Annotated in this window: 15 protein-coding genes and 6 pseudogenes; 10 read left to right on the top strand and 11 right to left on the bottom strand. The window is 67.6% G+C overall.

Annotation, left to right across the window (positions count from 1 at the left end):
• A pseudogene (locus BXA11_RS44210) lies at positions 1-132 on the top strand (IS3-like element ISAar45 family transposase); the annotation flags it as partial.
• A gap of 26 nt (positions 133-158) precedes the next feature.
• Here the strand turns inward: BXA11_RS44210 and BXA11_RS40320 are convergent.
• Positions 159-1,859, bottom strand: coding sequence for an ISAzo13 family transposase (locus tag BXA11_RS40320; protein ID WP_076443230.1), 1,701 nt, complete (start codon positions 1,857-1,859; stop codon positions 159-161).
• A gap of 758 nt (positions 1,860-2,617) precedes the next feature.
• Between BXA11_RS40320 and BXA11_RS42905 the strand changes: the two are divergent.
• A pseudogene (locus BXA11_RS42905) lies at positions 2,618-2,788 on the top strand (ISKra4 family transposase); the annotation flags it as partial.
• A gap of 276 nt (positions 2,789-3,064) precedes the next feature.
• On the opposite strand, the gene BXA11_RS40310 reads toward BXA11_RS42905, so the two are convergent.
• Positions 3,065-4,240: an ROK family transcriptional regulator gene (locus BXA11_RS40310; RefSeq protein WP_076443228.1), complete on the bottom strand. Its 1,176-nt coding sequence runs from the start codon at positions 4,238-4,240 to the stop codon at positions 3,065-3,067.
• Positions 4,241-4,336: 96 nt separating this feature from the next.
• On the opposite strand from BXA11_RS40310, the gene BXA11_RS40305 reads away from it, so the two are divergent.
• The 5 genes and pseudogenes from BXA11_RS40305 to BXA11_RS40285 all read left to right on the top strand — a co-directional run bounded on the left by BXA11_RS40305 (position 4,337) and on the right by BXA11_RS40285 (position 11,496).
• Positions 4,337-5,431, top strand: coding sequence for a Gfo/Idh/MocA family protein (locus BXA11_RS40305; protein ID WP_076443227.1), 1,095 nt, complete (start codon positions 4,337-4,339; stop codon positions 5,429-5,431).
• Positions 5,428-5,970, top strand: a complete 543-nt coding sequence (locus tag BXA11_RS40300; protein ID WP_373320638.1) for an ABC transporter permease subunit — start codon at positions 5,428-5,430, stop codon at positions 5,968-5,970. The genes BXA11_RS40305 and BXA11_RS40300 overlap by 4 nt, the downstream gene beginning before the upstream one ends.
• Positions 5,967-7,187 (top strand): substrate-binding domain-containing protein, encoded by a 1,221-nt coding sequence (locus BXA11_RS40295; protein ID WP_076443225.1) that lies wholly within the window; start codon positions 5,967-5,969, stop codon positions 7,185-7,187. Before BXA11_RS40300 ends, BXA11_RS40295 begins: the two co-directional genes overlap by 4 nt.
• A gap of 3 nt (positions 7,188-7,190) precedes the next feature.
• Positions 7,191-7,885: pseudogene (locus BXA11_RS40290) on the top strand (sugar phosphate isomerase/epimerase family protein).
• 71 nt (positions 7,886-7,956) lie between these two features.
• The gene (locus BXA11_RS40285; RefSeq protein ID WP_076443224.1) at positions 7,957-11,496 is read left to right on the top strand and encodes a lectin; all 3,540 of its coding nucleotides are present in this window, start codon (positions 7,957-7,959) and stop codon (positions 11,494-11,496) included.
• Between the two features lie 342 nt (positions 11,497-11,838).
• On the opposite strand, the gene BXA11_RS40280 is transcribed toward BXA11_RS40285, so the two are convergent.
• The gene (locus BXA11_RS40280) at positions 11,839-12,216 is read right to left on the bottom strand and encodes a LacI family DNA-binding transcriptional regulator (RefSeq protein ID WP_076443223.1); all 378 of its coding nucleotides are present in this window, start codon (positions 12,214-12,216) and stop codon (positions 11,839-11,841) included.
• A gap of 231 nt (positions 12,217-12,447) precedes the next feature.
• On the opposite strand from BXA11_RS40280, the gene BXA11_RS44205 reads away from it, so the two are divergent.
• The 3 genes and pseudogenes from BXA11_RS44205 (at position 12,448) to BXA11_RS40265 (ending at position 15,329) form a co-directional block, all read left to right on the top strand.
• The gene (locus tag BXA11_RS44205; protein ID WP_204053898.1) at positions 12,448-13,035 is read left to right on the top strand and encodes a hypothetical protein; all 588 of its coding nucleotides are present in this window, start codon (positions 12,448-12,450) and stop codon (positions 13,033-13,035) included.
• Between the two features lie 222 nt (positions 13,036-13,257).
• Positions 13,258-13,979 (top strand): annotated as a pseudogene (locus tag BXA11_RS40270) (ATP-binding cassette domain-containing protein).
• 129 nt (positions 13,980-14,108) lie between these two features.
• On the top strand, positions 14,109-15,329 hold the full coding sequence (locus tag BXA11_RS40265; protein ID WP_076443231.1) for an ROK family transcriptional regulator: 1,221 nt from the start codon (positions 14,109-14,111) through the stop codon (positions 15,327-15,329).
• Positions 15,330-15,764: 435 nt separating this feature from the next.
• On the opposite strand, the gene BXA11_RS42900 is transcribed toward BXA11_RS40265, so the two are convergent.
• The 8 genes and pseudogenes from BXA11_RS42900 to BXA11_RS40220 all read right to left on the bottom strand — a co-directional run.
• Positions 15,765-16,055, bottom strand: coding sequence for a hypothetical protein (locus BXA11_RS42900; protein WP_143734811.1), 291 nt, complete (start codon positions 16,053-16,055; stop codon positions 15,765-15,767).
• Positions 16,056-16,620: 565 nt separating this feature from the next.
• Positions 16,621-17,609, bottom strand: a pseudogene (locus BXA11_RS41780) (IS5 family transposase).
• 116 nt (positions 17,610-17,725) lie between these two features.
• Positions 17,726-18,045, bottom strand: a pseudogene (locus BXA11_RS45180) (transposase); the annotation flags it as partial.
• Between the two features lie 225 nt (positions 18,046-18,270).
• Positions 18,271-20,310, bottom strand: coding sequence for a ThuA domain-containing protein (locus tag BXA11_RS40245; protein ID WP_083744945.1), 2,040 nt, complete (start codon positions 20,308-20,310; stop codon positions 18,271-18,273).
• Between the two features lie 94 nt (positions 20,311-20,404).
• Positions 20,405-24,334, bottom strand: a complete 3,930-nt coding sequence (locus BXA11_RS40235; protein WP_076443217.1) for a ThuA domain-containing protein — start codon at positions 24,332-24,334, stop codon at positions 20,405-20,407.
• Positions 24,335-24,554: 220 nt separating this feature from the next.
• Positions 24,555-24,851, bottom strand: coding sequence for a hypothetical protein (locus BXA11_RS40230; protein WP_239105167.1), 297 nt, complete (start codon positions 24,849-24,851; stop codon positions 24,555-24,557).
• A gap of 8 nt (positions 24,852-24,859) precedes the next feature.
• Positions 24,860-25,018, bottom strand: a complete 159-nt coding sequence (locus tag BXA11_RS40225; RefSeq protein WP_208865599.1) for an alpha/beta fold hydrolase — start codon at positions 25,016-25,018, stop codon at positions 24,860-24,862.
• A 19-nt stretch (positions 25,019-25,037) separates the two neighbouring features.
• On the bottom strand, positions 25,038-25,595 hold a 558-nt coding region (locus tag BXA11_RS40220), incomplete at its 5' end, for a DJ-1/PfpI family protein (RefSeq protein ID WP_076443215.1).

Here is a 25,595-nt window from a genome sequence, read left to right as displayed (position 1 = left end):
GTGCCGAAGCGCTCGCAGGCCCCGCTACCGTCGGGCGACGTGGAAGAGGAGAACAAGCAGCTCAAGGCTCGGATCCGGGAACTGGAGCTGGAGCGTGACATCCTGCGCCGGGCGGCCAAGTATTTCGCCGGGGAGACCAACTGGTGAGGAGCCGTCAATTAACTACTGCTTGATATGACGTCGGTCTCGTAGTCGTTGATCGCGTTCTGGAGGGCCTCGATTGTGCGAGGTGGGTGCGTCCGCCGGGGCTGGGTAAAGGCTGCGGCGATGTCGGGGGCGGCGAAGGCCAGCAGGGGCATGGTCCGATGGGCGTGGTAGCTGAGTGTGTTGCGGTCCCGGCCGAGCAGTCTGGCTGTCAGGGTGAGTGTGATGGTGTTGCGGCGGCTCAAGACGGCGGCCAGGACACGGTGGCGGTGGTCGAGGAACCCGAATCCGGGATTGTATCCGCGCCGGTTGATGCCCTTCCTCTTCTCGCGCTCGGCCTCGGCCAGAGTTCGGCGCCAGGGCTCGAGTTCGTCCACGAGCCGGTTGAACTGCTCGCGGGGCATCCCGGTCAGGGCTGGATGTGTGAGCAGGTAGGTGGCCTCGGCCGGTATCGGAGGCGCCTTCGCTTGTTCCGGCTCGGCCGGCGGCGCCTGGCCCGGGTTATAGGGAGCGATGGTGTAGTTCCATTCGCCGTGGAAGTCGTCACGCTGGACGCGCCGCAGAAGCGCCTTGCGCTCTTCCTTGGTGAGTGTCCGGCCGGTGGGGTAGTCGTTGTTGTCCAGGACGGCGCTGACCGTCAGGCCGGTGCTGGTGCGGGTGGCCGAGATGCTCTGCAGCAGTACCTCGTAGCTGGTCAAGGGCCGTTCACGCAGGCTGTGGGTGATACGGGAGAACAGGCGGTGCTCGACCTTGTTCCACTTCGATGTGCCGGGCGGGAAGTGCAGGACGGTAATGGCCAGTCCGCACTCGTCGGCGAAGGCGGCCAGATCGTTCTTGAACAGGTGGGAGTTGGCGGAGTTCGCTCCTCCGGAGTCTGCAGTGATCAGTAGCCGGATCGCATCCGGGTAGTCGCCTCGGCCCTGCTGGTTCCACCAGCGGCGGATGGACTCCACCGCGAACGCCGCGGTGTTGCGGTCGGTGCCCACGTTTACCCAGCCGACGTCCTGCGCCAGGTCGTAGATGCCGTAAGGGATCGCGACCGGGGTATCGGGGTCGGCGAAGTCGTGGTCCGGGGCGGTGATCGGCTTTCCTTTGGGGCGGTAGGTGCGGCCCGGTCGGGCGAAGTCGCCGATCGGTTCCTTCTTCTTGGCATCCACGCTCACCACCGGCCAGCCAAGGGCAAGGAACCGCTCGACCGTGGCGTTGATGTGCCGGAACTGGGCATCGCGGTCAGGGACCTGGCTCCCGGCCCGCCTCTTGGCCATTCCCTGGAGACTGAAGCCCATCGAGCGCAGGAGCCCACCCACGGCCGGAGCGCTGACCGGATGGCCTGCCGCATTCAACTCCCGAGCCAGGTCCCGGAGCGAGGCGGTGGTCCAGCGCAGCGGGGAGACCGGATCACCGACCTCCCTCGGCTCGATCAACGCCTCGAGTGCTGGCACCAGGCCAGGATCACGCTCAGCGGCCGGCCTGCGTCCCCCACCAGGCCGGCGTGCCCGTCCCAGCACCGGCGCACCGCCTGCGAGCTCCTGACACCCCCTCGCGATGGTCGACTCCGACACCTCCGCCAGCCTGGCCACCGCTGCGATCCCGCCATGCCCGAGCGCATCGGCTTCGGACGCCAGATACAGCCGACGCTGCCGCTCGTCCAAGTGCGGCAGGAGCGCCGTGAACTTCACATCCAGCACCGCCAAGACCGCCTCCGAGATCGCCACGGAAGCCCACTTACCACGCCACCCACCGGAGACGGGCTGAAACCAGCAGTAATTCCCTTACGGCTCCTGAGTCGCTTCCAGTTCGTCGCCGACCACGCCGGCGCCTTCGGCGTCAAGCGACTGTGCCGCGTCCTTTCGGTGTCCCGCTCGGGGTTCTACCGCTGGCGGGCCGCCCGCACGCAACCCGTCCTGCGGCCCCCTCCCGGTGCCTGAGACCGCGGTGGAACTCGCCGCCGCCCTCGACCTGGCACTCAGTGTTACGCCGGCAGCCAGATTTTCGTTCGACGGCGGCTTCACCCAAAGCAGCGCTTTCGCAAAGGCTACTGGCCGCGTCCTGAGCCGCGGTGCCCGCTACTACGACGACTTCGAGATGGACGTCCATCCTTCCGAAGATACGGCTGGGCACTACGTCATTCTGGGCAACGGCGACCTATACCTGAACAAATCGCGAGCGAAGGCTCTTCTGCTGGAGGAACAGAGTCCAGCAGACGCGAGCTGGCATGCCCTCATGGTCGCCGGTACGGCTGGGCCGTCTGTCATCCACGAGGTGGTCGCGAACAGCACCCAGATGCACAGGAAGGGCGCGACGGGCCACAAGCGCCGCCGCCGTGACCGGCGCCGACCGGGTGGTGCGGCACCGCGTGGAGACCGGCCATCACCGGCAGTTGGCCACGATCTTCGGGACGGTGACCGTGGCCCGGCGCGCCTGGCGCGCGAGCGGCGCACCCAACCTCTACCCGGCCGACGCCGCGTTGTCGCTTGACATCACCGGCGCCCGCTGGGGCCTGGCCGGAGCCGAAGCCGTCTTGAAACTCCGCGCTGTCATCTCCTGCGGAGACTTCGCGGCCTACTGGCGCTATCACCTCGACCGCGAGCACCAACGCGTCCATCAAACCCGTTGCCAGGACCGATACGCCCTCACCGCCTGACCGGCCAACTCACTGCGGAAGAACTGCACCCATGTCAATTTGTCCCCCCTGCGGACGGAACCTGGGCGGGAAGCTATACGCCCGGCAACCGACCCCCGTTATGGCGGGGGCCACTGACCATTACAGGAGTCGCTCCCGATCCACCTACCGACGCCGGCCTCCGATTCCGGGCGAAGCGCGTCATCGGACATGGGCATGTATAGCGGGTTACTTCTCCCCCCAAGGAGAACCTTTTGCTGATCCGCAACATATGTGCTTGCAGGTGGGGATCGAAGCTCATACAGCGATGATCTGATCGACCACCTCCGGAGCCAGGAAGTGCTCGATAACCGTCACGGCGGCACCGATCACTCCCGCTCGGTCGCCGAGCTCGCTGGCGCGGATGCTGAGACGCTGCGTGGCCAGCGGCAATGAGCGGCCGTAGACCATCTCGCGTACCCCCGCGAGAAGGTGGTCTCCCGCCTCGGCTAGGTCACCGCCGATCACGACGGCAGCCGGGTTGAAGAAGCTCACAACGGAGGCGAGCACACCGCCGATCTCCCTGCCGCTCTGCCGGACGAGGTGGACGGCTTTGGTGTTGCCTTCCTTGACCAGCCGGACGACGTCCCGGGTGTCGGCGGTTTCCAACCCCAGATCCCGGAGGCGTGCCGCCAGGGCTCCCCCGCCGGCGACGGCCTCGAGACAGCCGATGTTGCCGCAACGGCACTGCATCTGGTCCATCGTCGGCACACGGATGTGACCGATGTCGCCGGCCGCTCCCCGATCACCTCGATGGAGCTGACCACCTGCGATGATGCCGCAGCCGATGCCGGTTCCCACCTTGACGAACATCAGATGATCGACGCCGGGGCGCATGGCCCAGTGCTCACCCAGGGCCATGATGTTCACGTCGTTGTCCACAAGTACGGGGACGCCGATGCGGGCGCTCATCCAGTCGCGCACCGGGAAGCGGTCCCAGCCCGGCATCACGGGCGGATTGATGGCCTGCCCGCTCTCGTGATCCACGGGACCCGGCAGGCCGATACCGGCGCCACATACATCGTGCAGGGTGTGACCGGATACGGCGAGCAACTCGCGAAAGGTGTCGAGAACCCATCCCAACGTCGACTCAGGGCCTCGATCGATGGACAGATCCGCATTACGGTCGGCCAGAATCTCGCCTCCCAAGTCCGTAACCGCGAGTCTGGCGTGTGTGACACCGAGGTCCGCGGCGAGCGCGACGTTCGCCCGCCGATTGAAGAGGAAAGCGGTGGCCGGCCTGCCTCCTGAAGGCGCCGCGTCTTCGGCGGGCAGGATCAAGCGCCGGATAAGCAGGGCGTCTATTCGCTGGGAGACCGTCGACCTCGACAAGCCGGTTAGCTGAACCAACTCGGCACGAGTGCGCGCCTGTCCGTTCCGCAGGATCGAGAGCAGAAGGCCCGCTCCGGGTCCGTTCAGAATGCCGTTGGTCACCGGCTCTCCTTTTTAATGTCCAAAAACAAAGTTACGTTGTCCTGTCGCGAACTTTTGCTTGACGATCATCATAAGTCGCTTCTAGCATCCCGAAACATGGCAGTCTTAAACCCGCAAAAGCCCGGCAATCCAAGAGTAGGCATCATCGGAACCGGGTTTATGGGGGGCGTTCATACCAGGTCAGCTATCCGAGCCGGAGCGCGAATCGTGGGAACGGCCGGATCGAGCATGGAGAAAGCTCGCCGGGACGGTGTCGGGAGGGCCTTCGCCTCCGCCGACGAGCTCATCGAATCCGGCGAGATCGACGTGGTGCACATCTGCACACCCAACCACCTTCACGCTCCTCTCACGCTCAAGGCGCTGGCCGCCGGGCTCGCTGTGGTCTGCGAGAAACCGCTGGCCACCGACGCCGAAACCGCTCTCATGATGGCAGCACGTGCCGAGGAGGCGGGATTGGTCGGCACAGTGCCGTTCGTGTACCGCTTCCATCCGATGGTCCGCGAAGCCAGGCAGCGCGTCGCTCGTGGAGACGTGGGCAGGGTGACCCTCATCCAGGGGAGCTACCTGCAGGATTGGCTGCTCCGTCCGGAGGACGACAACTGGCGGGTGGATTCCCTACTCGGCGGTCCCAGCCGTACCTTCGCCGACATCGGATCCCACTGGTGCGACCTCTCGGAGTTCGTGACAGGCGATCGCATCACGGAAGTGTCCGCGCAGACCGCTGTCGTGCAACCGGAGCGGGCGGGCAACACGCAGGTGTCGACCGAGGACGTGGCCGTAGTGCAGTTCCGTACCGCCGGTGGCGCGCTGGGGTCGGTCACCGCCAGCCAGGTGTCGCCTGGCCGGAAGAACCGCCTGTTTCTCGAGGTGTCCGGCACCGATGAAAGCCTGGCCTTCGATCAGGAGCAGCCCGAGCACCTGTGGGTCGGCAGGCGGGAGGGATCGCAACTGCTGCTGCGCGATCCCCTGACGCTCTCGTCGGCGTCCCTGCCGTACTCGCCGTTGCCTGCCGGGCACGCGCAGGGATATCACGACTGTTTCGACGCCTTCGTCGCCGACAGCTACGCCGCGCTGCACGGTGAACATCGCGACGGACTGCCGACCTTCGAGGACGGGGCCCGCGCCGCACAGATCTGCTCGGCCGTCCTCGCCTCCGCGCGCACCGGAGGGTGGGTCGCATGCCCACCATGACCGGCATCGGCAAATCCTTCCTCGGCGTACGAGTGCTGTCCGACGCGGGCCTGCAGGTCGAGGCGGGCGAGGTCCACGCGGTCATGGGGGAGAACGGCGCGGGCAAGGTCTTCTTGTGGACGGGCGGCGCACCGCGTGGGGCGCTCTCCCAGGGTTTTCGCACCCTCGGCAGGGGAAGCCTCGGGCCGATCCCCTGGTCGGTGCTGATCCTCCTCGTCGTCGCAGCCGCCGCCATCGCGCTGATGCGTGCCGATTTCGGCAGGACCCTCGTCGCCACGGGTGACAACGAGCGCGCGGCGGCTCTGTCCGGGGTGCGGGTCGGGCGGGTCAGGATTCTGGCTTTCATGCTCTCCGGCGTGGCGGCCGCGATCGCCGGGATCCTGCTCGGCGGCTTCGCGGGCGTCTCGGGCGCTGGAGATCACCGTGCAGGGAGTCATCATCATCGCGTCCGTCGCGGCGGGAGCCGTACGGCTGCTCCTCAAGCTCAGGGCAAGCACCTGAGCCTCCCCCCGAGAAAAAGATCAAAGGAGATATCATGACACGTCGGCCCGCAGCCGCCCTGCTTTCCGCGGCTGCCCTGGCGTCATTCACCACCGCCTGCACCAGCGACAAGCCGGTCACCTCGGCTGGCCAGTCCCCGGCCGCGAGCGCCGCGACCACATCGGAGGCCCCCGCGGCGGGGACCGGAGAGCAGTCCAAGTTCTTCGTCCAGGCCGATTACGACGCTCAGCTCGCGATGCGCTCGCAGACGGCGGAGGGACCGGCGGACAAGCCGTGGGAGCAGGCCATCGCGCCCCAGATGACGTCCACCGCGAAGTACAAGAAGGACGGGCCGTACAACCTGTGCTTCTCCAACGCGGCGGTCAACAACCCGTGGCGGCAGGTCGGCTGGAAGACCATGCAGGCCGAGGTGGCGTTGCACAAGGAGATCTCCAAGCTCACCGCGCTCGATGCCGAGGGCAAGGACGACAAGCAGATCTCCGACATCGCCGAACTCCAGGTTAAGGGCTGCGACGTCCTGATCGTCTCGCCGAACACGACGGCTACCCTCACCCCGGCCGTCAAGGGCGCCTGCGCCAAGGTCCCGGTCATCGTCTTCGACCGGGGCGTGGAGACCGACTGCCCGGTGACGTTCATCAAGCCCATCGGCGGCTACCTGTACGGCGCCGACGCCGCCGATTTCCTGGTCGGGAAGGTGCCGGCGGGCGGCAAGATCCTCGCGCTGCGCATCAGCCCCGGCGTCGACGTGCTGGAGACCCGCTGGTCGGCGGCGAAGGTCGCCTTCGACAAGAGCCGGCTCAAGGTCGTCGGCGTCGAGTTCACCGACGGCGACGCGGCCAAGACCAAGGGCATCGTCAACGACTACATCCAGCGCTACGGCAAGATCGACGGCGTCTGGATGGACTCCGGCGCGACTGCGGTGGCCGCGGTCGAGGCGTTCGAGGACGCCGGACTGCCGGTGCCGCCGATCACCGGCGAGGACCAGCAGGACTTCCTGCAGAAATGGAAGGACGCCGGCCTCACCGCCATCGCCCCGACCTACCCCACCTACCAGTGGCGCACCCCGATCATCGCGGCGCTGAAGATCCTCAATGGAGAGGAGGTGCCGAAGGTCTGGAACCTGCCCCAGCCCAAGATCACCTCCGAGAATCTGTCCACCTACCTTCAGCCGAACATGCCGCCTCTGCACTACGCCCTGTGCGGCTGCGAGGACCTGCCGGGCTTCCCCGAGAACTGGGGCGGCAAGAAGGGCTGAACGATGTTCCCTGTAGGAGTGAACACCTGGGTCTGGGTGTCGCCGCTGACGGACAGCGATCTGGAACGCCTCGTGCCGAAGATCGCCGCATGGGGATTCGACGTCATCGAGCTGCCGGTCGAGCAGCCCGGCGACTGGGATCCGGACCGGGCCGCCGCGCTCCTCGCTGATCACGGGCTGGCCGCCTCCAATCGGCAGGACCTGGCGGATGTCACCGGACGAGCGAAAGGCGATCTACGCAGAGCTGCGGGAGAACCTCGCACCCGTGGCCGACTACGCGGGCGAGCACGGCGTGCGGATCGCGCTCGAGCCGCTCAACCGCTACGAGACCGGCCTCCCCAACACCGTCGAACAGGCGCCCGAAGCCCTCCCCGACGGCTGTGGCCTGGCCCTACCACATGAACATCGAGGAGAAGGATCCGGCGCGAGCCGTACAGGCCGCGGTGGGGAGGATCGCGCACGTGCGGGTCTGCGGAACCGATCGAGGCGCCCCGGGCGCCGACCGCTTCGACTGGCCCACGTTCACCCAGGCCCTGCGGAAAGCCGGCTACACGGGCCCCCTCGTCGTCGAATCCTTCACCGCCCACAACAAAACGATCGCCACCGCCGCGTCCGTCTGGCGTCCCCTCGCCCCGAGCCAGAACGCCCTCGCCACCGAAGGCCTCGCCTTCCTCCGCGCCCTCTGGAGCTGCGTCTGACCGGCCGATCACTCAGGCCTTCGCACCCCGTAACTCCGACCGATACCGGTAACCCCCCTAGGAGATCATTCATGCGAAGATTACGCTTACTGCCCGCCCTGGCTGCGGCCCTGTTAGGGCTCTTGCTGTCCGCGGTGCCACTGGTGGCGCACGCGGCGGCGCCACAGTTCAAGGTGCTGCTGTTCAGCAAGACCGCGAGCGGCGCCTACCGGCACGACTCCATCTCCGCCGGCATCGCGATGTTCCAGCAGCTGGCGACGGACAACAACTTCCAGCTCGATGCGAGCGAGAACTCCTCCGTCTTCACCACGTCGAATCTCAACAACTACGACGCGGTGATCATGCTCCAGACGTCGGGCATGGTGTGGGACACCGACGCGCAGCGTCAGGCCATGCAGGCCTACGTGCGTAGCGGCCGCGGTGTCGTGGCGATCCACAACGCCGTCGACATGAACATCGAGTCGCAGTTCCCCTGGTGGGACCAGACCGTGCTGGCCGGCGCGCACATGACGCAGCACTCGTCGATCGTGCAGGGCACCGCCAAGGTCGCCGACAAGGTCCACCCCTCGACCAAGGGCCTGCCGGACCGGTGGACCCGCACCGAGGAGTGGTACAACTTCGACAAGAACATGCGCGGCTCGGTGCACGTGCTGGTCACCGCGGACGAGACCACCTATGACGCGGGCTCGTACAAGATGGGCGCCGACCACCCGATCTCCTGGTGCCACAACCCGGAGGGCGGCCGGGTGTGGGCCACCGCGATGGGCCACAACGCGTCCTCCTACTCCGAGCCGCTGTTCAAGCAGCACCTGCTGGGCGCGGTGAAGTGGGCGGCGGGCGCCGAGGCCGGCGACTGCGGCGGCACGATCTCGGCCCGGTTCCAGAAGGTGACCCTCGACGGCGCACCGGACCAGCCGATGGAGCTGGACGTGGCCGCCGACGGCAGGGTCTTCTACATCTCGCGCTCCGGCAAGGTGAACCTGATCCCCGCAGGCGGCGGCAGCACGCGCGCCATCGGCACCCTGTCCGTGTACGACGGCGGCGAGGACGGCGGCATCGGGATCGCGCTCGACCCGAACTTCGCCAACAACGGCTGGATCTACATCAACTACTCGCCGTTGAACGGCGGCGAGGTGAACCGGGTCTCCCGGTTCACCTTCAACGGCACCAGCCTCGACCTGAGCAGCGAGAAGAAGATCATCGAGGTTCCGGCGTTCCGCAACGTCGACGAGCCGGGCCACACCGGCGGCTACATCGCGTTCGGCCCGGGCGGCAATCTCTACATCGCCCCGGGTGACGACACCAACCCCAACGCCTCCAGCGGCTACGCCCCGATCGACGAGCGGCCAGGCCGGGAGCACTACGACGCCCAGCGGTCCGCGGCCAACACCAACGACCTGCGCGGCAAGATCCTGCGCATCCACCCCGAGTCCGACGGCACCTACACGATCCCGTCCGGCAACATGTTCGCGCCGGGCACGGCCAAGACGCGGCCCGAGATCTACGCCATGGGCTTCCGCAACGCGTTCCGCTTCTCGGTCGACAAGGTCACCGGCTGGATCTCCGTGGGGGACTACGGGCCGGACGCGGGAGCGGCGAACGCCAACCGCGGCCCCGAGGGCACGGTCGAGTGGAACCTGATCAAGCAGCCCGGGTTCTACGGCTGGCCGTACTGCACCGGCAACAACACGCCGTTCAATGACTTCAACTTCGCCACCAACACCTCGGGCGCGAAGTTCAACTGCTCGGCGCCCGTCAACGACTCGCCCAACAACACCGGCCTGACCAACCTGCCCGCGGCCAAGCCCGCGACCGTGTGGTACAACTACCACGCCTCGGCGGAGTTCCCCGAGATCAACTGCTGCGGCGGCGCGGCTCCCATGGGCGGCCCGTTCTACCGCTACGACGCCTCCAGCGCCTCCGACCGCAAGTTCCCCGAGTACTTCGACGGCGCGACCTTCCTGTACGAGTGGAGCCGCAACTTCGTCAAGGAACTGCGGCTGGACTCCTCGGGCAACCTCCTGAAGATCAACCCGTTCGTCGCGAACATCGCCCCCCATGCGCCGATCGACATGAAGTTCGGCCCGGATGGCGCTCTGTACATGGCCGACTGGGGCAACGGCTTCGGCCACGACAACACCGATGACAGCATCTACCGGATCGACTACGTGGTCGGGAACCGCGCTCCCGTCGCCAAGGCCAGCGCCGACCCCGACTCGGGCAACGCGCCGCTGACGGTGGCGTTCTCCTCGGCCGGCTCGTCCGACCCCGACGGCGACGCGATCACCTACAGCTGGGACTTCGGTGACGGCGGGACCTCCACCAGCGCCAACCCGTCCCACACCTACAACGCCAACGGCACCTACAACGTCAAGCTGACCGTACGGGATGCGAGCGGGAAGACGGGCAGTGTCACGCTGCCCATCGTCGTCGGCAACACCCGTCCCAAGGTCGTCTTCTCGGCTCCGCCGGACGGCGGGTTCATCGACTTCGGCGACCGGGTGTCCTACACGGTGAACGTCACCGACCCCGAGGACGGCACCGTCGACTGCACCAAGGTCAATGTGTTCACCGCGCTCGGCCACGACCAGCACGCGCACGACACCGGCCAGTACACCGGCTGCTCCGGGACGGTCACGACCACGGCCTCCGGCCATGACGAGGCCTCCAACGTCTACTACGTCCTGGGCGCGGACTACACCGACAAGGGCGGTCTGAAGGGCAGCGCCGGCATCACCCTGCAGCCCAAGCACAAGCAGGCCGAGCACTTCACCGGCTCGTCCGGTATCCGGGTCGTCGACGAGCCCGGGGCCGAGGGCGGCAGGCGCGTCGGCGACGTCTCCAACAACGACTGGATCTCCTTCACGCCGATCAACCTGTCCGGGATCGACTCGGTGTCCTTCCGTGTCTCGGCGCCGTCCAGCACCGGGGCGTCCATCGAGCTGCACGCCGACTCGCCGACCGGGACGCTCATCGCCTCCAGCGCCGTGCCGGCGACCGGGGGATGGAACACCTACGTGTCCCTTCCGGCGGTGCGAGTCACCGACCCCGGTGGCACCCGCAATCTCTACGTCGTGTTCAAGGCGCCCTCGGCGAACGCGTTCGACGTCGACTCGTTCACCTTCGTCGGCAAGGGTGTCGGACAGGCAGGCGGGTCCCCCTCGCCCTCCCCCTCGCCGTCCGCCTCCCCGTCCCCGTCGCCGTCCCCGTCGTCGCCGTCGGGCAGCACCAGCGCCCTCAGGGGTGTGGGGTCGGGGCGGTGCCTGGACGTCAACGGCGCCTCCCAGACCAACGGCGCCCAGGCGCAGATCTGGGACTGCAACGGCCAGGCCAACCAGCAGTGGACCACCACCAGCGCCGGTGAACTGCGCGTCTACGGCAACAAGTGCCTCGACGTCAACGGCGGCGCAACGGCCGACGGCACCAGCGTGATCATCTGGGACTGCAACGGCCAGAACAACCAGAAATGGCGCCTCAACTCCGACGGAAGCATCACCGCCGTCGGCGCGAACAAGTGCCTGGACGTCAACGGCGGCGGCACCGCCAACGGCACCAAGGTGCTGATCTGGACGTGCAACGGCCAGAACAACCAGAAGTGGACCCGCGTCTGACAGTGATGTGACGCCAGAAACCAGAGCCGGTCCGTCAGGGGGCGGACCGGCTCCGGCGGCCGGCCGAGGTGCGTCCTCGCCCGGATTCGCCACCGCCCCTGCACTACTCCCTGTGCGGCTGCAAGGACCAGTTCCGGGCGGCTCGACCGCGACGCGCACCCAGCTCGTCCAGTGGACCTGCCGCCCCGCGTCCGCGCCTGACCAGGTCAACCAGCGGTTCTTCGCCTCCGCGTGTGGGACGCCCACACGGTCACGTCGGCGGCGAGCGGGCTACCGCAGGGATGCCGTTACGCGCCTCCTCGATCTGCTCCGCGGACGACCAGAAATGGCCTACCACTACGTCTACCTGCGGGAATACGTTCGCAGCGCTGTTGTTTCGTCTGCCGACTCGCTTGAGGCCATGATGACCTGCCAGTTCCCGGAGGCGGCGCAGTCAAGCAGATCACCGGCGATCTCGGTGTAGTACGGGTTGCGGAAAGAGCTGACCATGAGGCCGAGCGTGCGCGTCTTTTCCCTCGCCACGAGGCTCCGGGCGAACCTGCTCGGGCGGTAGCCCAGCTGTGCGCCGGCCTCCAGGACGCGTCTCTTCGTCTCGTCGCTGATCCCGTCCATGTCGTTGAGAGCCCTGGTCACGGTCCGACGGGAAACCCCGGCGCGGGCCGCCACGTCGTTAATCGTCACCCGCTTGACCTCGATATCTTCGGCTCCTGTGGTCAGCACCCTGAGCGATCACTCGGCAGAACACCGCTATGTCGACGACACGTGAAACCTGGCTCTGGCACTGATTTCGTGCGTTGACCGCGTCAGTCGGCGAGGAGGACGCGTTTGCGCAGGAGGTCGGGGTTGGCTCGGCCGTACATCTGTCATTTGAGCATCTTAAAAGTCACGTGGAATCTGGCCGTGGGGGTGATCACGTCTCCTCGGTCCTGACCACGGAACTGGGGAGATGGTTTGAGCGGCATGGTGGTGCTGGAGGCCAAGTGGCCGGTCTTGGGCCGGCATGCGCGGGCGGCCGAGTGGCTCCAAATCTGGGTGGATCTGGGGAGGGTGCCGCGAACGATCGATGCCTATGCGCGCGGGCTTGCCGAGTACCTGGAGGTGTGCGAGCGCGAGGGCATCGACCCGGTGACAGCCAGCCGGGCGCACATCGGCCTGTTCGTGCGGGAGTTGACCGAGCGTCCCAACCGTCGGGGCGCGAACGTCGTCGCGCTCGATTCGGGCTCCGGCTTGTCGAACGCCACCATCCAGCAGCGGATCGTGCCGGTCAGACTGTTCTACGACCACCTCGTGGAAGAGGGCCTGCGGAACTCCAACCCGGTCGGCAGACAGGAGGGCGACCCGTCGCGATTCGTATTCACTAGATCACTTTCCGCGCCCATCCCTCGGCCCACGTCTGAAAGTTTCGAACAAACAGTAACCGACCCCAGACTCCGTTGGGCCGGATCATCACAGGCAGGCATGCATATGGACACTGCCGTCCTCTCTGTCTACATTCACCGTGAATTTTCACGACTTCTCCCTTCCTTGGCTCGTTTGTAGCCTGCAGGCCTTCCAGCCACCCAACTGGAGCGGCGCCAGCGCCATCACTCAACCGGCAGAAGGGACCGTCGATCTACGTCGAGCGCTGAGCCGGCTTCGTTCGCATCGGTAGTTGACGAATCTCTTGATCGCGCCACCACCGTCGGCAGACACAGGTGCCCGGCTGACGACCGAGTCAGAGGCGCTGCCCGCCGGTGAGGCGGCATCACCGGGAGGTGACCAGTGAGCATCACGATCGAGGTACAGGACCTGGTCAAGGATTTCCCCATCCGCGGTGGACTGCACCGGACGCGGTTGCGGGCGGTCGACCACGTCTCGTTCACCATCCCGCCATGCCGCACCCTCGGGCTGGTGGGCGAATCGGGCTCGGGCAAGTCCACCATCGCCCGCATGATCGCGCGTTTGGAGAAGCCCACAGCCGGTCGGATCACCCTGTGCGGGCCGGGCGGCACACGGGTGCCGGACGCGGCCAATCGGGACCACGTACAGATGGTGTTCCAGGACCCCTTCGCGTCGTTGAACCCTTTCACACGGTCGAGCACCACCTGGCCCGGACGCTGCGACTGCACGGCAGGGCGTGCGACCGGGCGGAGACCTGGCGGCAGGTGCTGGAGTTACTGGAGCGGGTTACCTTGCCCGCGCGGGAGGTCGTGCACCGCCGGCCGCACGAGCTGTCCGGCGGGCAGCGCCAGCGCGTCGCCATCGCCCGTGCGCTCGCGCCCGGCGCGAAGGTGATCGTGGCCGACGAACCGGTGTCGATGCTGGACGTCTCCATCCGGCTGGGGATCCTCAGCCTGCTGGCCACCGCCTCCCCCCGACCCGCGGGCGAGGCACCGGCCGGCGGACGTCGACCCCGATGCGGTCCTCGCCGCCGGCAGCGTGGCCGGATACAACCACTGCACCGGGCGATGGGAGGATCACGCGTTGGTCGATCGGTAATCTGACCGTGATCCGGTCCGCCGGCCCGAATCAGCTCCCGAGCGGCCCACACCTCTTTTCCGCTTGACCACATGAGATACATCCCCGTCGAGCCGCGGAACCCGCGATCGATCGGCGGCGTCAAGGGAGGCCGAATGGCGACCAGCCCCATCGGGGCCGGAAGGCCGAGAACTCGCGGCATTGTGCTCAACAACATCCGGGCGGCACGCACCATCAGCCGGATCGAGCTCGCGGCCGTCAGCGGGGTCACACCGGCGACCATCACGCAGGTGGTCCGCGAGCTCATGGACCACGGACTGGTCGTCGAGGTCGGGCGCGGCGTGTCGACCGGCGGCAAGCCCCGGACGCTGCTGAAGCTCAACCCGCACGCCGGGTACGCGGTGGGAGTGCTGCTCGAGCGCAACATCTGCGTCATCGTCATCGTCGACCTGACCGGCCGGCAGGTCGCCAGGATCTCCTTCCCAGGCACGGCGCTGATGCCTCCCGAGCGCGCTCTACCGCTGGTGGCCGCGCGGGTGAACGTCCTGATCGACACGGCGGGAGTCGATCGCGGCAGAGTGCTCGGGGTGGGACTGGCGACGTACGGCCCGCAGGACCGGCAGGCGGGTGTGCTGCTGACCCACCAGCCGACCACTGCATGGTTCGAGTATCCGGTCGCGCCCCGGCTGTCCGAGATCCTGAGCCTGCCAGTGCTGCTCGACAATGATGCGGCCGCCGCCGCAATAGGAGAGCACTGGCTGGGGGCGGTGGAATCACGGACGTACGGGTGCCTCTACATGGCCAGCGGAATCGGAGGAGGCGTCGTTGTGGACGGTGAGGTTTACCGGGGCAGCTCCTCCAACGGAGTCGAGATCGGCCACATCACCATCGACGTCAACGACGGACCATGTGATTGCGGCAACTACGGCTGCCTGGAGAACTACGCGGACCCCACCGCTGTGGTCAAGCAGGCGATGCAGGAGCCGAGCCTCGGCCGGCGGCTGGGGCTCGACATCGCTGACCCCGACGTCATGACCATGTTCGGCCGCATCGCGGCCGCCGCCGACACGGGAGACCCGGCGGCGGTGGCCCTCATCGAGCGCTCCGCCCGGCACCTGGGGACCGCCGCGGTCACGATGGCGAGCCTGTTCGACCTCGAGCTGATCGTGCTCGCCGGGCCCAGCCTCGCGGGTGCGGCGGCCTCGATCTACCACGCCGTGATCCAGGAAGAGGTGCGACAGCGCACCTTCGCCCGGCGGGCGCACCGGGTGCGGGTGGTCACCTCGGTCAGCGGTTCGGACGCGGCCGCGATCGGTGGCGCGGTGCTTGTCCTGCAAAGCGAACTGGCCTTTCTGGAGCTCGACGCACGAGCTTGATGCACTGGCCTGACAACGGTCCGACAACGGGGTGCCACGCCGTCACCGGCGGCTCCCGCAGTACGAGCTACGCCCCGGCCCGGCCAGATCAATCACACCAACGAGAAGCAGCCCGTACCGGTTGACGGCACCGACGTGATCAGTGGCATGCTCGTCAGCGGAATTCTGGCACCCGGCGCCTTCGCCGTCGTGGAAGCGAAAGCCGAAGATCTCGCCTGATCCGCCACCCTGAACCCGCCCGCACCACTCCCGGCTGCAGGACCTGCGGAATGAGGTGGTGGTCGTAGCCGCAGTCGCCCCGGACGACATCAACCCGACCGCGACGACCGCACTCGTCACGGACGGTCCGGGTGGTCTGGCTCGCCAGCGATTCCGGCCTTCTTGACCAGACGGTCCCGAACATGCCGGTGCGAGAGCCTGCTGTCTCCGAGCTGTTCAGTGACCGAGTACGTCGTTAGCAAGGTGCCCGCCGGGGCCGCCAAACCTCGAGTCAGACGTCAAGGCCGGGAAGGGCAAGTGGCGGGTCGCTCCCATGCCACAGTGTGAGGCCGGCGGCCGGGCGGGGACGCCGCCGCGCCGCCGGACCACGGCGCCGATGCGTCGTTCCGCGCTGCCGCCGCCGTAGTTGTTCGAGGTGTCGAGGAAGTTGAACGGCCCGTCGAACACGGCCTCCACCGTGGCCCGCGCGCGCTGCTCGCCGACCTCGTACCCGAACACTCCCGGCATGCTCGCCAGGGGACTGGTCCCGACGCAGATCGGCGTCACCGCCAGGCGGTGCGCCCGAACGGCCGACGCAGCGCCGGGTCCGGGACCGTCGAGCCGTCGCGGGCATCGAGAGGCATCGGGGCGTCCTTCCTGATGAGTGTTAGCGAGTCGCCATCCGGCAGACTCGGTGCCTGATAGCCGCAGGTAAGTGAGCACTTGTCCCTCCTGGACCCCGAGTCCTGGTGAAAGATCGTGCCCTTGCCGGTCGGCCGGGAGAGTGGTTCTCCCTCGCTTGGCCTTCCTGTCTCCACCACGGACCGAGTTCCAGCCAAGCAAGTCGGGCCGGTGCGGGCCGCTCGGTGTCGGTCTGGGACGGGGAGTGACGGCTCATCCGAGGGTCAGATCGGGGTCAGACGATCAAAAAGCCGGATCCTCAATCTCAGGATCCGGCCTCTGATCTGCGCTAACGTGGTGGGCGATACTGGGATCGAACCAGTGACCTCTTCGGTGTGAAGGCGGATAGAGCAGGCGACACCGATTCAATGGGTGCTGCGCAGTGCTGCTTAGGGCGTGTATTTGGTTGTGATCAATGGGTGGCCCGGGTGAGGTCTTTGATCCAGATCATCGCGGCGCGCAGGTGGAGGCCGGCGAGGTAGCTCGCAGGGGTCTTGTCGTAGCGGGTGGCGATGCCTCGCCATGCCTTCAGCTTGTTGATCAGGCGTTCGACGGTGTTGCGCTCCTTGTAGAGCTCGGTGTCGTGGCTGACGGGCCGGCCGCCCTTGCTGCCCTTCTTCTTCCGGTTGGCGGCCTGGTCCCTCTTTTCCGGGATGACTATTGGGATCCGACGTCTTCGCAGGTAAGCGCGGTTGCCGCGGGAGGAGTAGGCCTTGTCGGCGGCGACCGCGCCGGGCCGGGTGCGGGGACGCCCGACGGGCACCCGGACGCGTACCTTCTTCAGCACGGGGATGAACTGCGGGCTGTCGGCGGCCTGTCCCGCGGTCAAAACGAACGCCAGCGGACGGCACCTGCGGTCGGCGGCAAGGTGAATCTTGCTGGTCTGCCCGCCCCTGGAGCGTCCGAGCAGGGCAGCTTTCAACCGGAGCTTACGCCGGTACTGGACGCGTCGCCGTTGTTCTGCCCCGGCGTCGTTTACGGCGTTCTGCTCCTGTCGTCCTTTCGACTCGCCCCCTTTTGCTCTTCGGTGGCCTTCTCCAGGACGGCGACAAGGTCGCGGCGGAGGTGTATCCCGGCGGCATCGTGATGAGCCCGGGCAGTGGTGGAGTCCACGCTGACCAGAGATAAGTCCACCTCGCCGCGTTTGGCGGCTTCCGCGATCGCCCCTTCCAGCAGGGCCTCGAAGACGCCGGCGTCCCTCCGGTGCCGGAAGCGGTTATGGACGGTCGGCCAGGCGCCGAACTCCTCGGGCATCTCCCGCCACTGCCCGCCCGTCCTGAACCGCCAGATCACGCCCTCGAACTGCTGCCGCAGCCGCTCGGGGTAGGGGCCGAACCTGCCGATCGGCAGGTAAGGCTTGATGAACTCCCACTCGTCGTCCGTCAGCTGTGCACGCGTCACCCATGACGACCTACCGGATCAGGCCCTGCCGCAAGGGCGAATCGGGTCGTCGGGGCGCCGGGAGTCCCGGCCGCATCGGTCAGGGCGTCCTCGATGGCGCCGAGCGGCAGATGGAGCAAGGTGGCGACGAGGTCGAGCTCCTGGCGCTCGGCCTCAGACACCGCGCCGTCGGCCAGGGCGGAGCCCTGCCGCAGCTTCGGAATGGCGAGCTCGACGGTGCCGGCCCGGGTGTCCCAGGCGCGGGTGCGGTAACCGTTGCGCTGGTTGGTCCGCTCGCTGCTGCGCTCGCCGTAGGAGGCGCCGCACAAGCTGTCGGCCTCGGCCGACATCAACGCCTGGGGATGGTCTTCACCATGGATCGCAACAGATCCGGGTCACCGGCCTCGATCTGCTTCGCCAGCCCGGCGCCAGGGTCCACACTGTCGTTCACGGCCATCGCTTTGGTTCTCCTTCGATCTTGACTTGCAATCACGAAGGATCACGCGATGGCCGTCCTCATTTCACGACCCGTCACCGCTCCCTTCGGAGGATGGGTCACGTGCGGCACCTGCCGATGTTTCATCGATGATCATGAGAAGGTCGTGCATAAACCGCGATAGTGGTGCGCTCCAGCGTCAGCGCGGCGGGGGCGGCGATCCACCGCCCCCGCCGCGTGAACGGGTCAGTGGCGGTTGAGGTTCTGCATCCACTCCCTGAGCTCGCGCGCCTGCCGCGCGAGCTCAGAACGCGCCGCAGCGTCGCCGGAGGCCTTGTCGTTCGCCAGGGCGACGATCGAGTTCAGCGCCGGGATGGCGGTGGTGTACTCGCGTGCCAGGTAGCTGTCCCGCGCGATGTCCAGGGCGGCACCGGCGGCGTCCGCGGCGTCCGCGGTCAGCAGCCCGGCCGCTCGGTCGGCCTCGATCAGCAGGCTGGTCTCGCGGTAGGACGAGCAGTTGGCGCCCTTGCGGTCGGCGGTCGTCTCGATCCCGCCGAGGATGATCCGCATGAACGAGTCGTCGTAGTACTGCGTCCGGAAGTGGCCGAGGATGTTCGAGAACGCCTTGCCACCGCCCCAGTTCTGGCACCACGCGATCGGGTGGTCGCCGTTCATCAGCCGCAGCGGGTTGGTGGCCGCGTTGCCGCTGTTGAGACTGCGCTGGTAGCTGTCCTCGTTGAGGCTCAGCAGCGTGTGCACGTCGGCCCGCATGTTGCGGTCGAAGTTGTAGAGCTCGTCGACCGTCATCCACCGGGCAGGGAGATGCGCGGTCGCCGGGTGCGTGTTGTCCTCGGTCACCACCTCGGCGTGGATGCAGCTGCCGCACTGGCCGAACCCGTTCTGGCCGCCCGGATGGCTGGTGAAGAACCCACCGACGAGGTCGCCGTACCACGGCCAGGTGCCGATCTCGAACGAGTCGGCGGCGCCGTGGATGCCGACATAGCCGCCGCCCTGGTGCATATAGGCCTCGAAGTTCGGCTGCTCGGTGATCGGATTGAGCGGGCCCGGGTGCCCGACGTTGGACTCGAAGACGATCGTGTCGTACTGCTTGAGCGTGTCGAGGCTCAAGAACGGGCTCGTGGGCAGCGTGACGGTCGGGAGTTGCGGGTCGTAGACGTCGACGTTGAAGTTGTGCGCGATGCCGAGCTTCTGGATCGCGGCCACGGTGTGCGGGATGTGGTCGTGCCGGAAGCCCGTCGTCTTGGAGAAGACCAGGACGTTGTAGTCGGCGTCCGGGTTGTGCGGGAGCGGGGCGAGCACCGGGTCCGGGATGAACTTCGGGCCCTCCGCGGGCTCCGACTTGAGGCCCGTCGCGGGCTCCGGCGCGAGCCGGCCGTTGAGCTGGTCGATCAGGTAACGCGCATCGCCCACGAGTGTGCTGCGGACCGAGCCGTGCGCGATCCGGGCGTTGGCGATCGAGACGAACTCGTTCAGGACCTGGCGCGCGGGCTTGGCCGAATCGGCGTCGGCGAGCGCCTTCGCCTGGTCGAGCTTGGCTTGGAGCGCCGTGCCGACCTCCGCCGGGACGCTGCCGGCGGTCACGAACCGGGCGATCAGCGTGCCGACGTCCGCGAACGATGTCGTCACGATGAACGTCTGCGTGTACTTCGCGCTGTTGGAAGCAGCGTCAGAGAGATGCACCGCGAGCTTGTGCACGCCGAGCGACAGGTCGGAGGTCTGCACCGGCAACGGCGGGACCAGCTTGCCGTCGAGGTACATGTTCAGCACAGCCACTCCGCCCGAGCCGGGGGTAGGGTCCGTGCGCGTCGGGATAAGTGTGGCGACGTGACCGACGTGACCGTCGGTGATCGCCGGGTACGACGCAGCCGGCGCGCGCGTGTCGATCCGGACCGAGATCGAGCGGAACGCCGCGACGTTTCCGGACGTGTCGACCGCGCGGTACCGGACGCTGGTGTTGCCCTCCTGCGTGATCACCGCCGACGCCGTGGCCGACGCCGGCGCCCCCGCGACGGGCACGTCGATGTAGGCGGCGCCGCCGTTGAGCGAGTACTGGAACTTGTCGATGCCGACGTCGTCGGTCGCCGACATGTTCAGCGTCACCGAGCCGAGGTACCAGTTGTTCTGGCCGGTCGGCGCAGAGGGCGACAGCGTCGCCACGTTGATCGTCGGCGGTGTCGTTTCCTCTGCCCACGACGGTGCCGCGGGGAGGAGTGCGGCCGCCGTCACGCAGGCGGCCACTGCCGATGTGCGAAATCTTCTTCGCATGAGTGTCTTCTTTCTCTTGCCGCTATACGGGCGGGATCGCTAGGTGCCGATGCCCGTGCCGACGAACTCGGGTTCGTCGGCACGGGCGGGTTCGCTAGGTGCCGATGCCCGTGCCGACGAACTCGGCCCAGTTGAGGTTGAACAGGTTGCCGCCCGTGGCGCCACCCGTGACCGAGCGGAACACCAGGAACAGCTCATGCGTCCCGGACATCGAGACTGGGAACGTCTGGCTTGTCCAGGTTCCCGTCCCGCCGGTGGACACGAGGTTGGCCGTCGTCAGGATCGGCCCGGTGATCGAGTCCTGACGGACCTCGATTGCCGCCAGCGGCGACCCGGGCGTGCGGCCGGTCGCCGCGTCCGCCACGCGGAACGTGATCGAATCGATGTTGGTCAGGTTGAATGGGCCGTTGAGCTGGAGCCAGTCGCCCGAGCCCAGGCTGCCGCGGTGCACGCCGGCGCCGCCGTCGGTGTTGGTCGCCGTGTTGGTGCCGGACTGGTTGACGACGAACTCCACCTCCTGGTGCTTCTGGCGGATCTGGTGCTGGCCGGTCGTGGTCAGCGGTGGGACGCCGCCCGGACCGCCGTGGTCGGTGTAGCGCGCCTGGACCACGCCGGAGACGGTGCCGCCGTGTGAGACGTCGTCGGCCTCCGTGTGGAGCACGCCCGAGCAGCCGTTGACGGACTCCTCGGCGTGGCCGTGCGCGTCGTGGCCGAGCACGAACGTCACCTGCACCTCGGAGCAATTCACCGTCCCGTCCTCGGGGTCGGTGACCGTGACCGAGAACGGGATGTCGTCGCCGAACGCGAACGTCCCGCCCTCCACCGGCGTATTGACGACCACCGTCGGGCTCGTGTTGCCCACGGTGATCACGGTGCTGGTCGGGGTTTGCTTGCCGGACGAGTCGAGCACGGTCAGCACGGCCGTGTAGCGGCCGGACTGCGTGTAGGTGTGTGTCGGGTTCGGGTCGGTCTCGATCGCCGAGCCGTCGCCGAAGTTCCACTCGTAGCGGATCGAGTCGCCGGGATCCTCATCCAGCGAGCCGGCGCTGGAGAAGTTCACGGTCAGCGGCGTTGAGCCGTCGGTGCGGTCCGTGGTGAGCACGGCCTTCGGCGCGCGCTTGCCCTTGACGTACTCCCACTTGTACATGCCCGCGTCGGGGCTGATGACGTTGAACCCGTTGCCGTAGGTCAGCAGGTAGAACGCGCCGTCAGAACCGAACTGCAAGTCCATCGGGTTGTCGCATTCGAACCGGAACCTGCCTGCCCCGGCGTTCGCACGGCTGCCGCAATCCAGGAAGTTGTTGATCTTCTGGACGTGGTTGTTCTGCTTGTCGAGCTTGACCTCGCGCAGCGTGTCCTGCGTCCACTCGCTGATGATCACCGAGTCGTCGTAGTACGGCGGGAACTTGTGAGGGTTCGGGTTCTCCGGGTCGTAGTGGTACTTCGTGACCCCGTGCGGACCAACGCCGCCGGTGTAGAGCTCGGGGAACAGCCGCGGGCATTCGGTCGTCGAGCCGGGCGCGATCGGGCCCGGGGTCGGCGCGTAGTAGGCCTCGCACGGGGTGCCGAGCGGCGCGTTCGGGTTGTTGTCGCGGTAGGAGTACCAGATGTCCGGGTCGGTGACCGGCGGGACGTCCCTCAGGCCCGGCTCGACCGTCGGACCGCCCTCAATGTTCCACAGCGAGTCGTTGCGCTGCGTCGGCCCGTCGCAGTCGAACTTCTGAGGCGGGTTGTTCAGCGGCGTGCCCGCGGTGGTGGTGCCGGGCGCGAACTCGTGGAAGTTCCACTGGTAGTGCGCGAGGTCGCGCTTGTAGCACGTCGGCCAGCCGTAGTTGGACGGCTTGCGCACGATCTCGTAGCGGCCGGTGCCCGCCGGGCCGTGCGAGCGCTGCGGTGTCTGGGCGTCGGGCGAGTAGTCGCCGATGTAGGCCACGTCGTTCTCGTCGACCTGGATCCGGAACGGGTTGCGGAAACCCATCGCGTAGACCTCCGGCCGCGTCTTGTCCTGCGGCGCGCCCGCGACCAGCGGGAACAGGTTGCCCGACGGGATCGAGTAGGCGCCGGTGCCGGAGCCGAAGTCGGCCTTGTTGGCGTCGGCGGCGGAGATGTTGCCGTCCTTGACCTTGATCCGCAGCACCTTGCCGCGCAGGTCGTTGGTGTTCAGCGCGCTGCGGCGCGAGTCACCGGTGAGCCGCTGATACCAGCCGCCCGCCTGCGCCGTGTTGGTGGCGATCGCCGGCGTGGCGGTGCCGGTCAGGCCGGCGCCGTCAGCGGTGATCTGCGGCTGATCGGACTGCTGCTTGCCGCGGCGGAAGAACACGTTGACGTTCGACGTGTTGACCGGGCCGCCGCTGGTCTGGATCTCATCCGCCTCGATGTTCGAGAGCGCCTCGAGCGCCGCGTCGATCGCATCACGATCCGCGTTCCACGCGATCGGCTCCGTCGTCTGGCCCTCGAAGGTCAGCGTGAACGTGCCGCCCGTCGCGTCGGTGACGCGCACGGTCTGCTGCTCGTCGGTCTTCTGCGAGTTGTACGGCCCGTAGCCGCCGCCGTTGATGCCGCCCGCGGGCGTGTCATCGCCGGTGACCATCCAGAGGTTGCCGTGCTTGTCGAAGTCGATGTCGCCCCCGACGTGGCAGCACTCCTGGCGGTTGACCGGCACGCGCATGATCTGCTGCTCGGAGCCCATGTCGAGGTGCGCCGGCGTGCTGTCGGTGGCGTCGACGAACTTGAAGCGGCTGAGCTGGAAATAGCCCACGTACGGATCCCACGCGGTCTTGGACGCCGCCACGTTCGGCGGGGTGGTGTTCGGCGTGATCTGGGTGACGACCGATCCGTCGCTCAGCTTGACGTCGGTGACCTCCTTCGGCGAGTAGTAGAGGTAGACCCACTTGTTGGTCGCGAAGTTGGCGTCGACCGCCGGGCCATAGAGCCCGTCCTCGCCTGCGGAGTAGATCTGCTGCGTCATCGGCAGGCTCGGATCGGCGAAGTCGGCGACGACCGTGGTGACGCCCGTGGTCGGGTCGTGCATGCGCAGCGAGCCGAGGCGGTCCGTCTGCAGAACGCGGCCGTCCGGCAGCTGGTCGAAGCCGATCGGCTCCTGCAGGTTCGGCGGCGAGCCGATCTTCGTCTGCTGGTAGTTGGCCAGCACGGTCGCGCCGCAATCGCTGTAGACCGGGTCGGCCTGGCCCGCGGCCCAGCCGATCGCGCCCTTGAGGTGCTTGGTGAGCTCGGCGTCGAAGCTCGCGGCCGTGTTGCCCAGGCCGGTGTAGAACGAGCGGCCGCCCTGGAAGTCCTTACACCACGAGACCGGGTGATCGGCGCCCATCGTGCCCCCGGCGATCCCGTCGAGGTCGGCGCCCTGCGGCTGCGGCCCGAACGGGTCCTCGACGACGGTGTCGAGGACGTGTGACACACCGCGGACGTTCTTCGTGAAGTTGTACCAGTTGTCGGTCCGCGACCAGATCTGCGGCAGATCCTTGGTCGCGTCGTGGACGCGGTCGGCGACCTTCACGTCACCCGATTGCACGTCGGTCCTGCCGGACGCACGCGTCCCCAGGAGGTCAGTCAGGAACGACCAGGACTCGTCGGTCTCGACCGCCGAGCCGACGCCGACGAAGCCGCCGCCGTCGCGGAAGTAGCTCTCGAAGTTCGCGCGTTGCGCGTCCGTGAGCGGGCTCGCGTGACCCGTGTCCAAGAACACGACCGCGCGGTACTGCGCCAGCTTCTTCTCCGTGAAATGGTCGCCCACGTCAGCGGGCCCGGGCGCCACGACCGTGAAATGACCGGGTCTGGCCGCATCCCGGATCGCGGCCAAGCCGGCCGACGACACCGCGTCCTGGGTGCTGCGCACCACGAGCACCTTGAAGCCGGCGTCTGGGTGTGCGGCCTTGGCGGCAGGCGCGGACGGCTGCGGCAGCGCCGCTGCAGCGACCTTGAAAGCGGGCTCAGCCGCCGTGGGGGCCTCGGCGCTCACCGGCGTCGCGAGGAGCGTGATGAAAGGGGCGATGAGGGCTAAGGCCATCGTGGTCGCGGTGCGACGTCTCGGGCGTCGTCCGTTTTCTGGCAGGGCTGTGTCGAGCAGCCTGGCCCACGTTCGATGACGTGGTGACATGGGAAACCCTTTCCTGACCGGGGGGACGTCAGGCAAGGCGCGCGCCGCCGCGCTTGTTGCCGCTTGTTGGCGTTGGTTGCGGATACGGGGGGTTGCTGGAGAGGTGCCGCCTCCAGGTCTGTGGGGGCCGTCAGTAGGCTGTCGGCCGGGGTAGTGAATCCATGATCGTTTTCGGGTCGTCGATGATCCGGTTGACCACCATGCTCGCGGCGCCGCGGGAAGCGGCGCCGAAGCCGAGCGTGGAGGCGACGAATCGGCACTGGGCGGCGGGGACGGCCACCACGAGCCGCTGCAGCTGATCCTGCGCGTGGGGCAGCAGCCACTGGGCCAGTGAGGCGAAGTAGCCCCCGATGACGATCAGTCGCGGGTTGAACAGGTTGGCCACGATCGAGCCGCCGAGCCCGAGCCATTGGCCGACCTGCGCCACCGCCTGCATCATGCGCCGGTCGCCAGCGCCTGTGCGGTCGTCGCCCAGGCTCCGGATCCGGTCGTACCGGGTCCGGAGCGGTGCAGGATCAGCACCGCGGGCCCGGTGCCGCTCTCCAGGACGTGGACGGGGGAGCCGTCGACTGTGACGGTCCGAAGCGCCGTCACCGGGACAGGCCAGGTGTGCTCATGCCGATGCGGAGTTGACGGACTTCGAGAAGACCTCCATCATCACCCGGCCGAACTGCGGCATGTCAGGCCAGCCGCGGCAGGAGACAAGGTTTCCGTCCACGACGTCGGGAGCGTCGATGACCGTCGCGCCCGCGTTCTCCATGTCACCGGTGATGGGGGGGAAGCACGCCGTTTTGCGGCCCTTCAGCAGCCCGTACACAGCCGGCACCTGCGCGCCGTGGCACACCAGCGCGATCGGGAGGTTGCGCGCGAAGAAGTGCTCGGTGATGCGCCTGACGTCGGCGTCGACCCGGATCCACTCGGGGGCACGTCCCCCGGGAATGATGAGGGCGTCGTAGCGCTCGACGTCGACCTCGGCCCAGGGCACGTCGACCGGCAGCTTTCGGCCGTTCTTCTCCACGTACGCGTCGGAGTCGGGGTCGAACTCGTGGATGACCAGCTGAACGTCACGCATCGTCCGTGACGAGACGTCGACGTCCCAGCCGCCCTCCTGCACGCGATAGTAGGGATACATGGTGTCGAGCTCCTCGGCGGCGTCGCCGGTAAGGAGCAG

Source organism: Microbispora rosea (assembly GCF_900156315.1).
GTDB classification, from domain to species: Bacteria; Actinomycetota; Actinomycetes; order Streptosporangiales; family Streptosporangiaceae; genus Microbispora; species Microbispora rosea.
The sequence above is the reverse complement of the archived record's forward strand: the minus strand, read 5'-3'. Positions and strand labels throughout refer to the sequence as shown.

Bases quoted from the DNA above. Each gene is read 5' to 3' on its own strand.
- BXA11_RS40300 (WP_373320638.1), top strand. From the start codon at position 5,428: ATGACCGGCATCGGCAAATCCTTCCTCGGCGTACGAGTGCTGTCCGAC.
- BXA11_RS40245 (WP_083744945.1), bottom strand. From the start codon at position 20,310: ATGCGAAGAAGATTTCGCACATCGGCAGTGGCCGCCTGCGTGACGGCG.
- BXA11_RS40285 (WP_076443224.1), top strand. From the start codon at position 7,957: ATGCGAAGATTACGCTTACTGCCCGCCCTGGCTGCGGCCCTGTTAGGG.
- BXA11_RS40305 (WP_076443227.1), top strand. From the start codon at position 4,337: ATGGCAGTCTTAAACCCGCAAAAGCCCGGCAATCCAAGAGTAGGCATC.
- BXA11_RS40295 (WP_076443225.1), top strand. From the start codon at position 5,967: ATGACACGTCGGCCCGCAGCCGCCCTGCTTTCCGCGGCTGCCCTGGCG.
- BXA11_RS40265 (WP_076443231.1), top strand. From the start codon at position 14,109: ATGGCGACCAGCCCCATCGGGGCCGGAAGGCCGAGAACTCGCGGCATT.
- BXA11_RS42900 (WP_143734811.1), bottom strand. From the start codon at position 16,055: ATGCCGGGAGTGTTCGGGTACGAGGTCGGCGAGCAGCGCGCGCGGGCC.
- BXA11_RS40235 (WP_076443217.1), bottom strand. From the start codon at position 24,334: ATGGCCTTAGCCCTCATCGCCCCTTTCATCACGCTCCTCGCGACGCCG.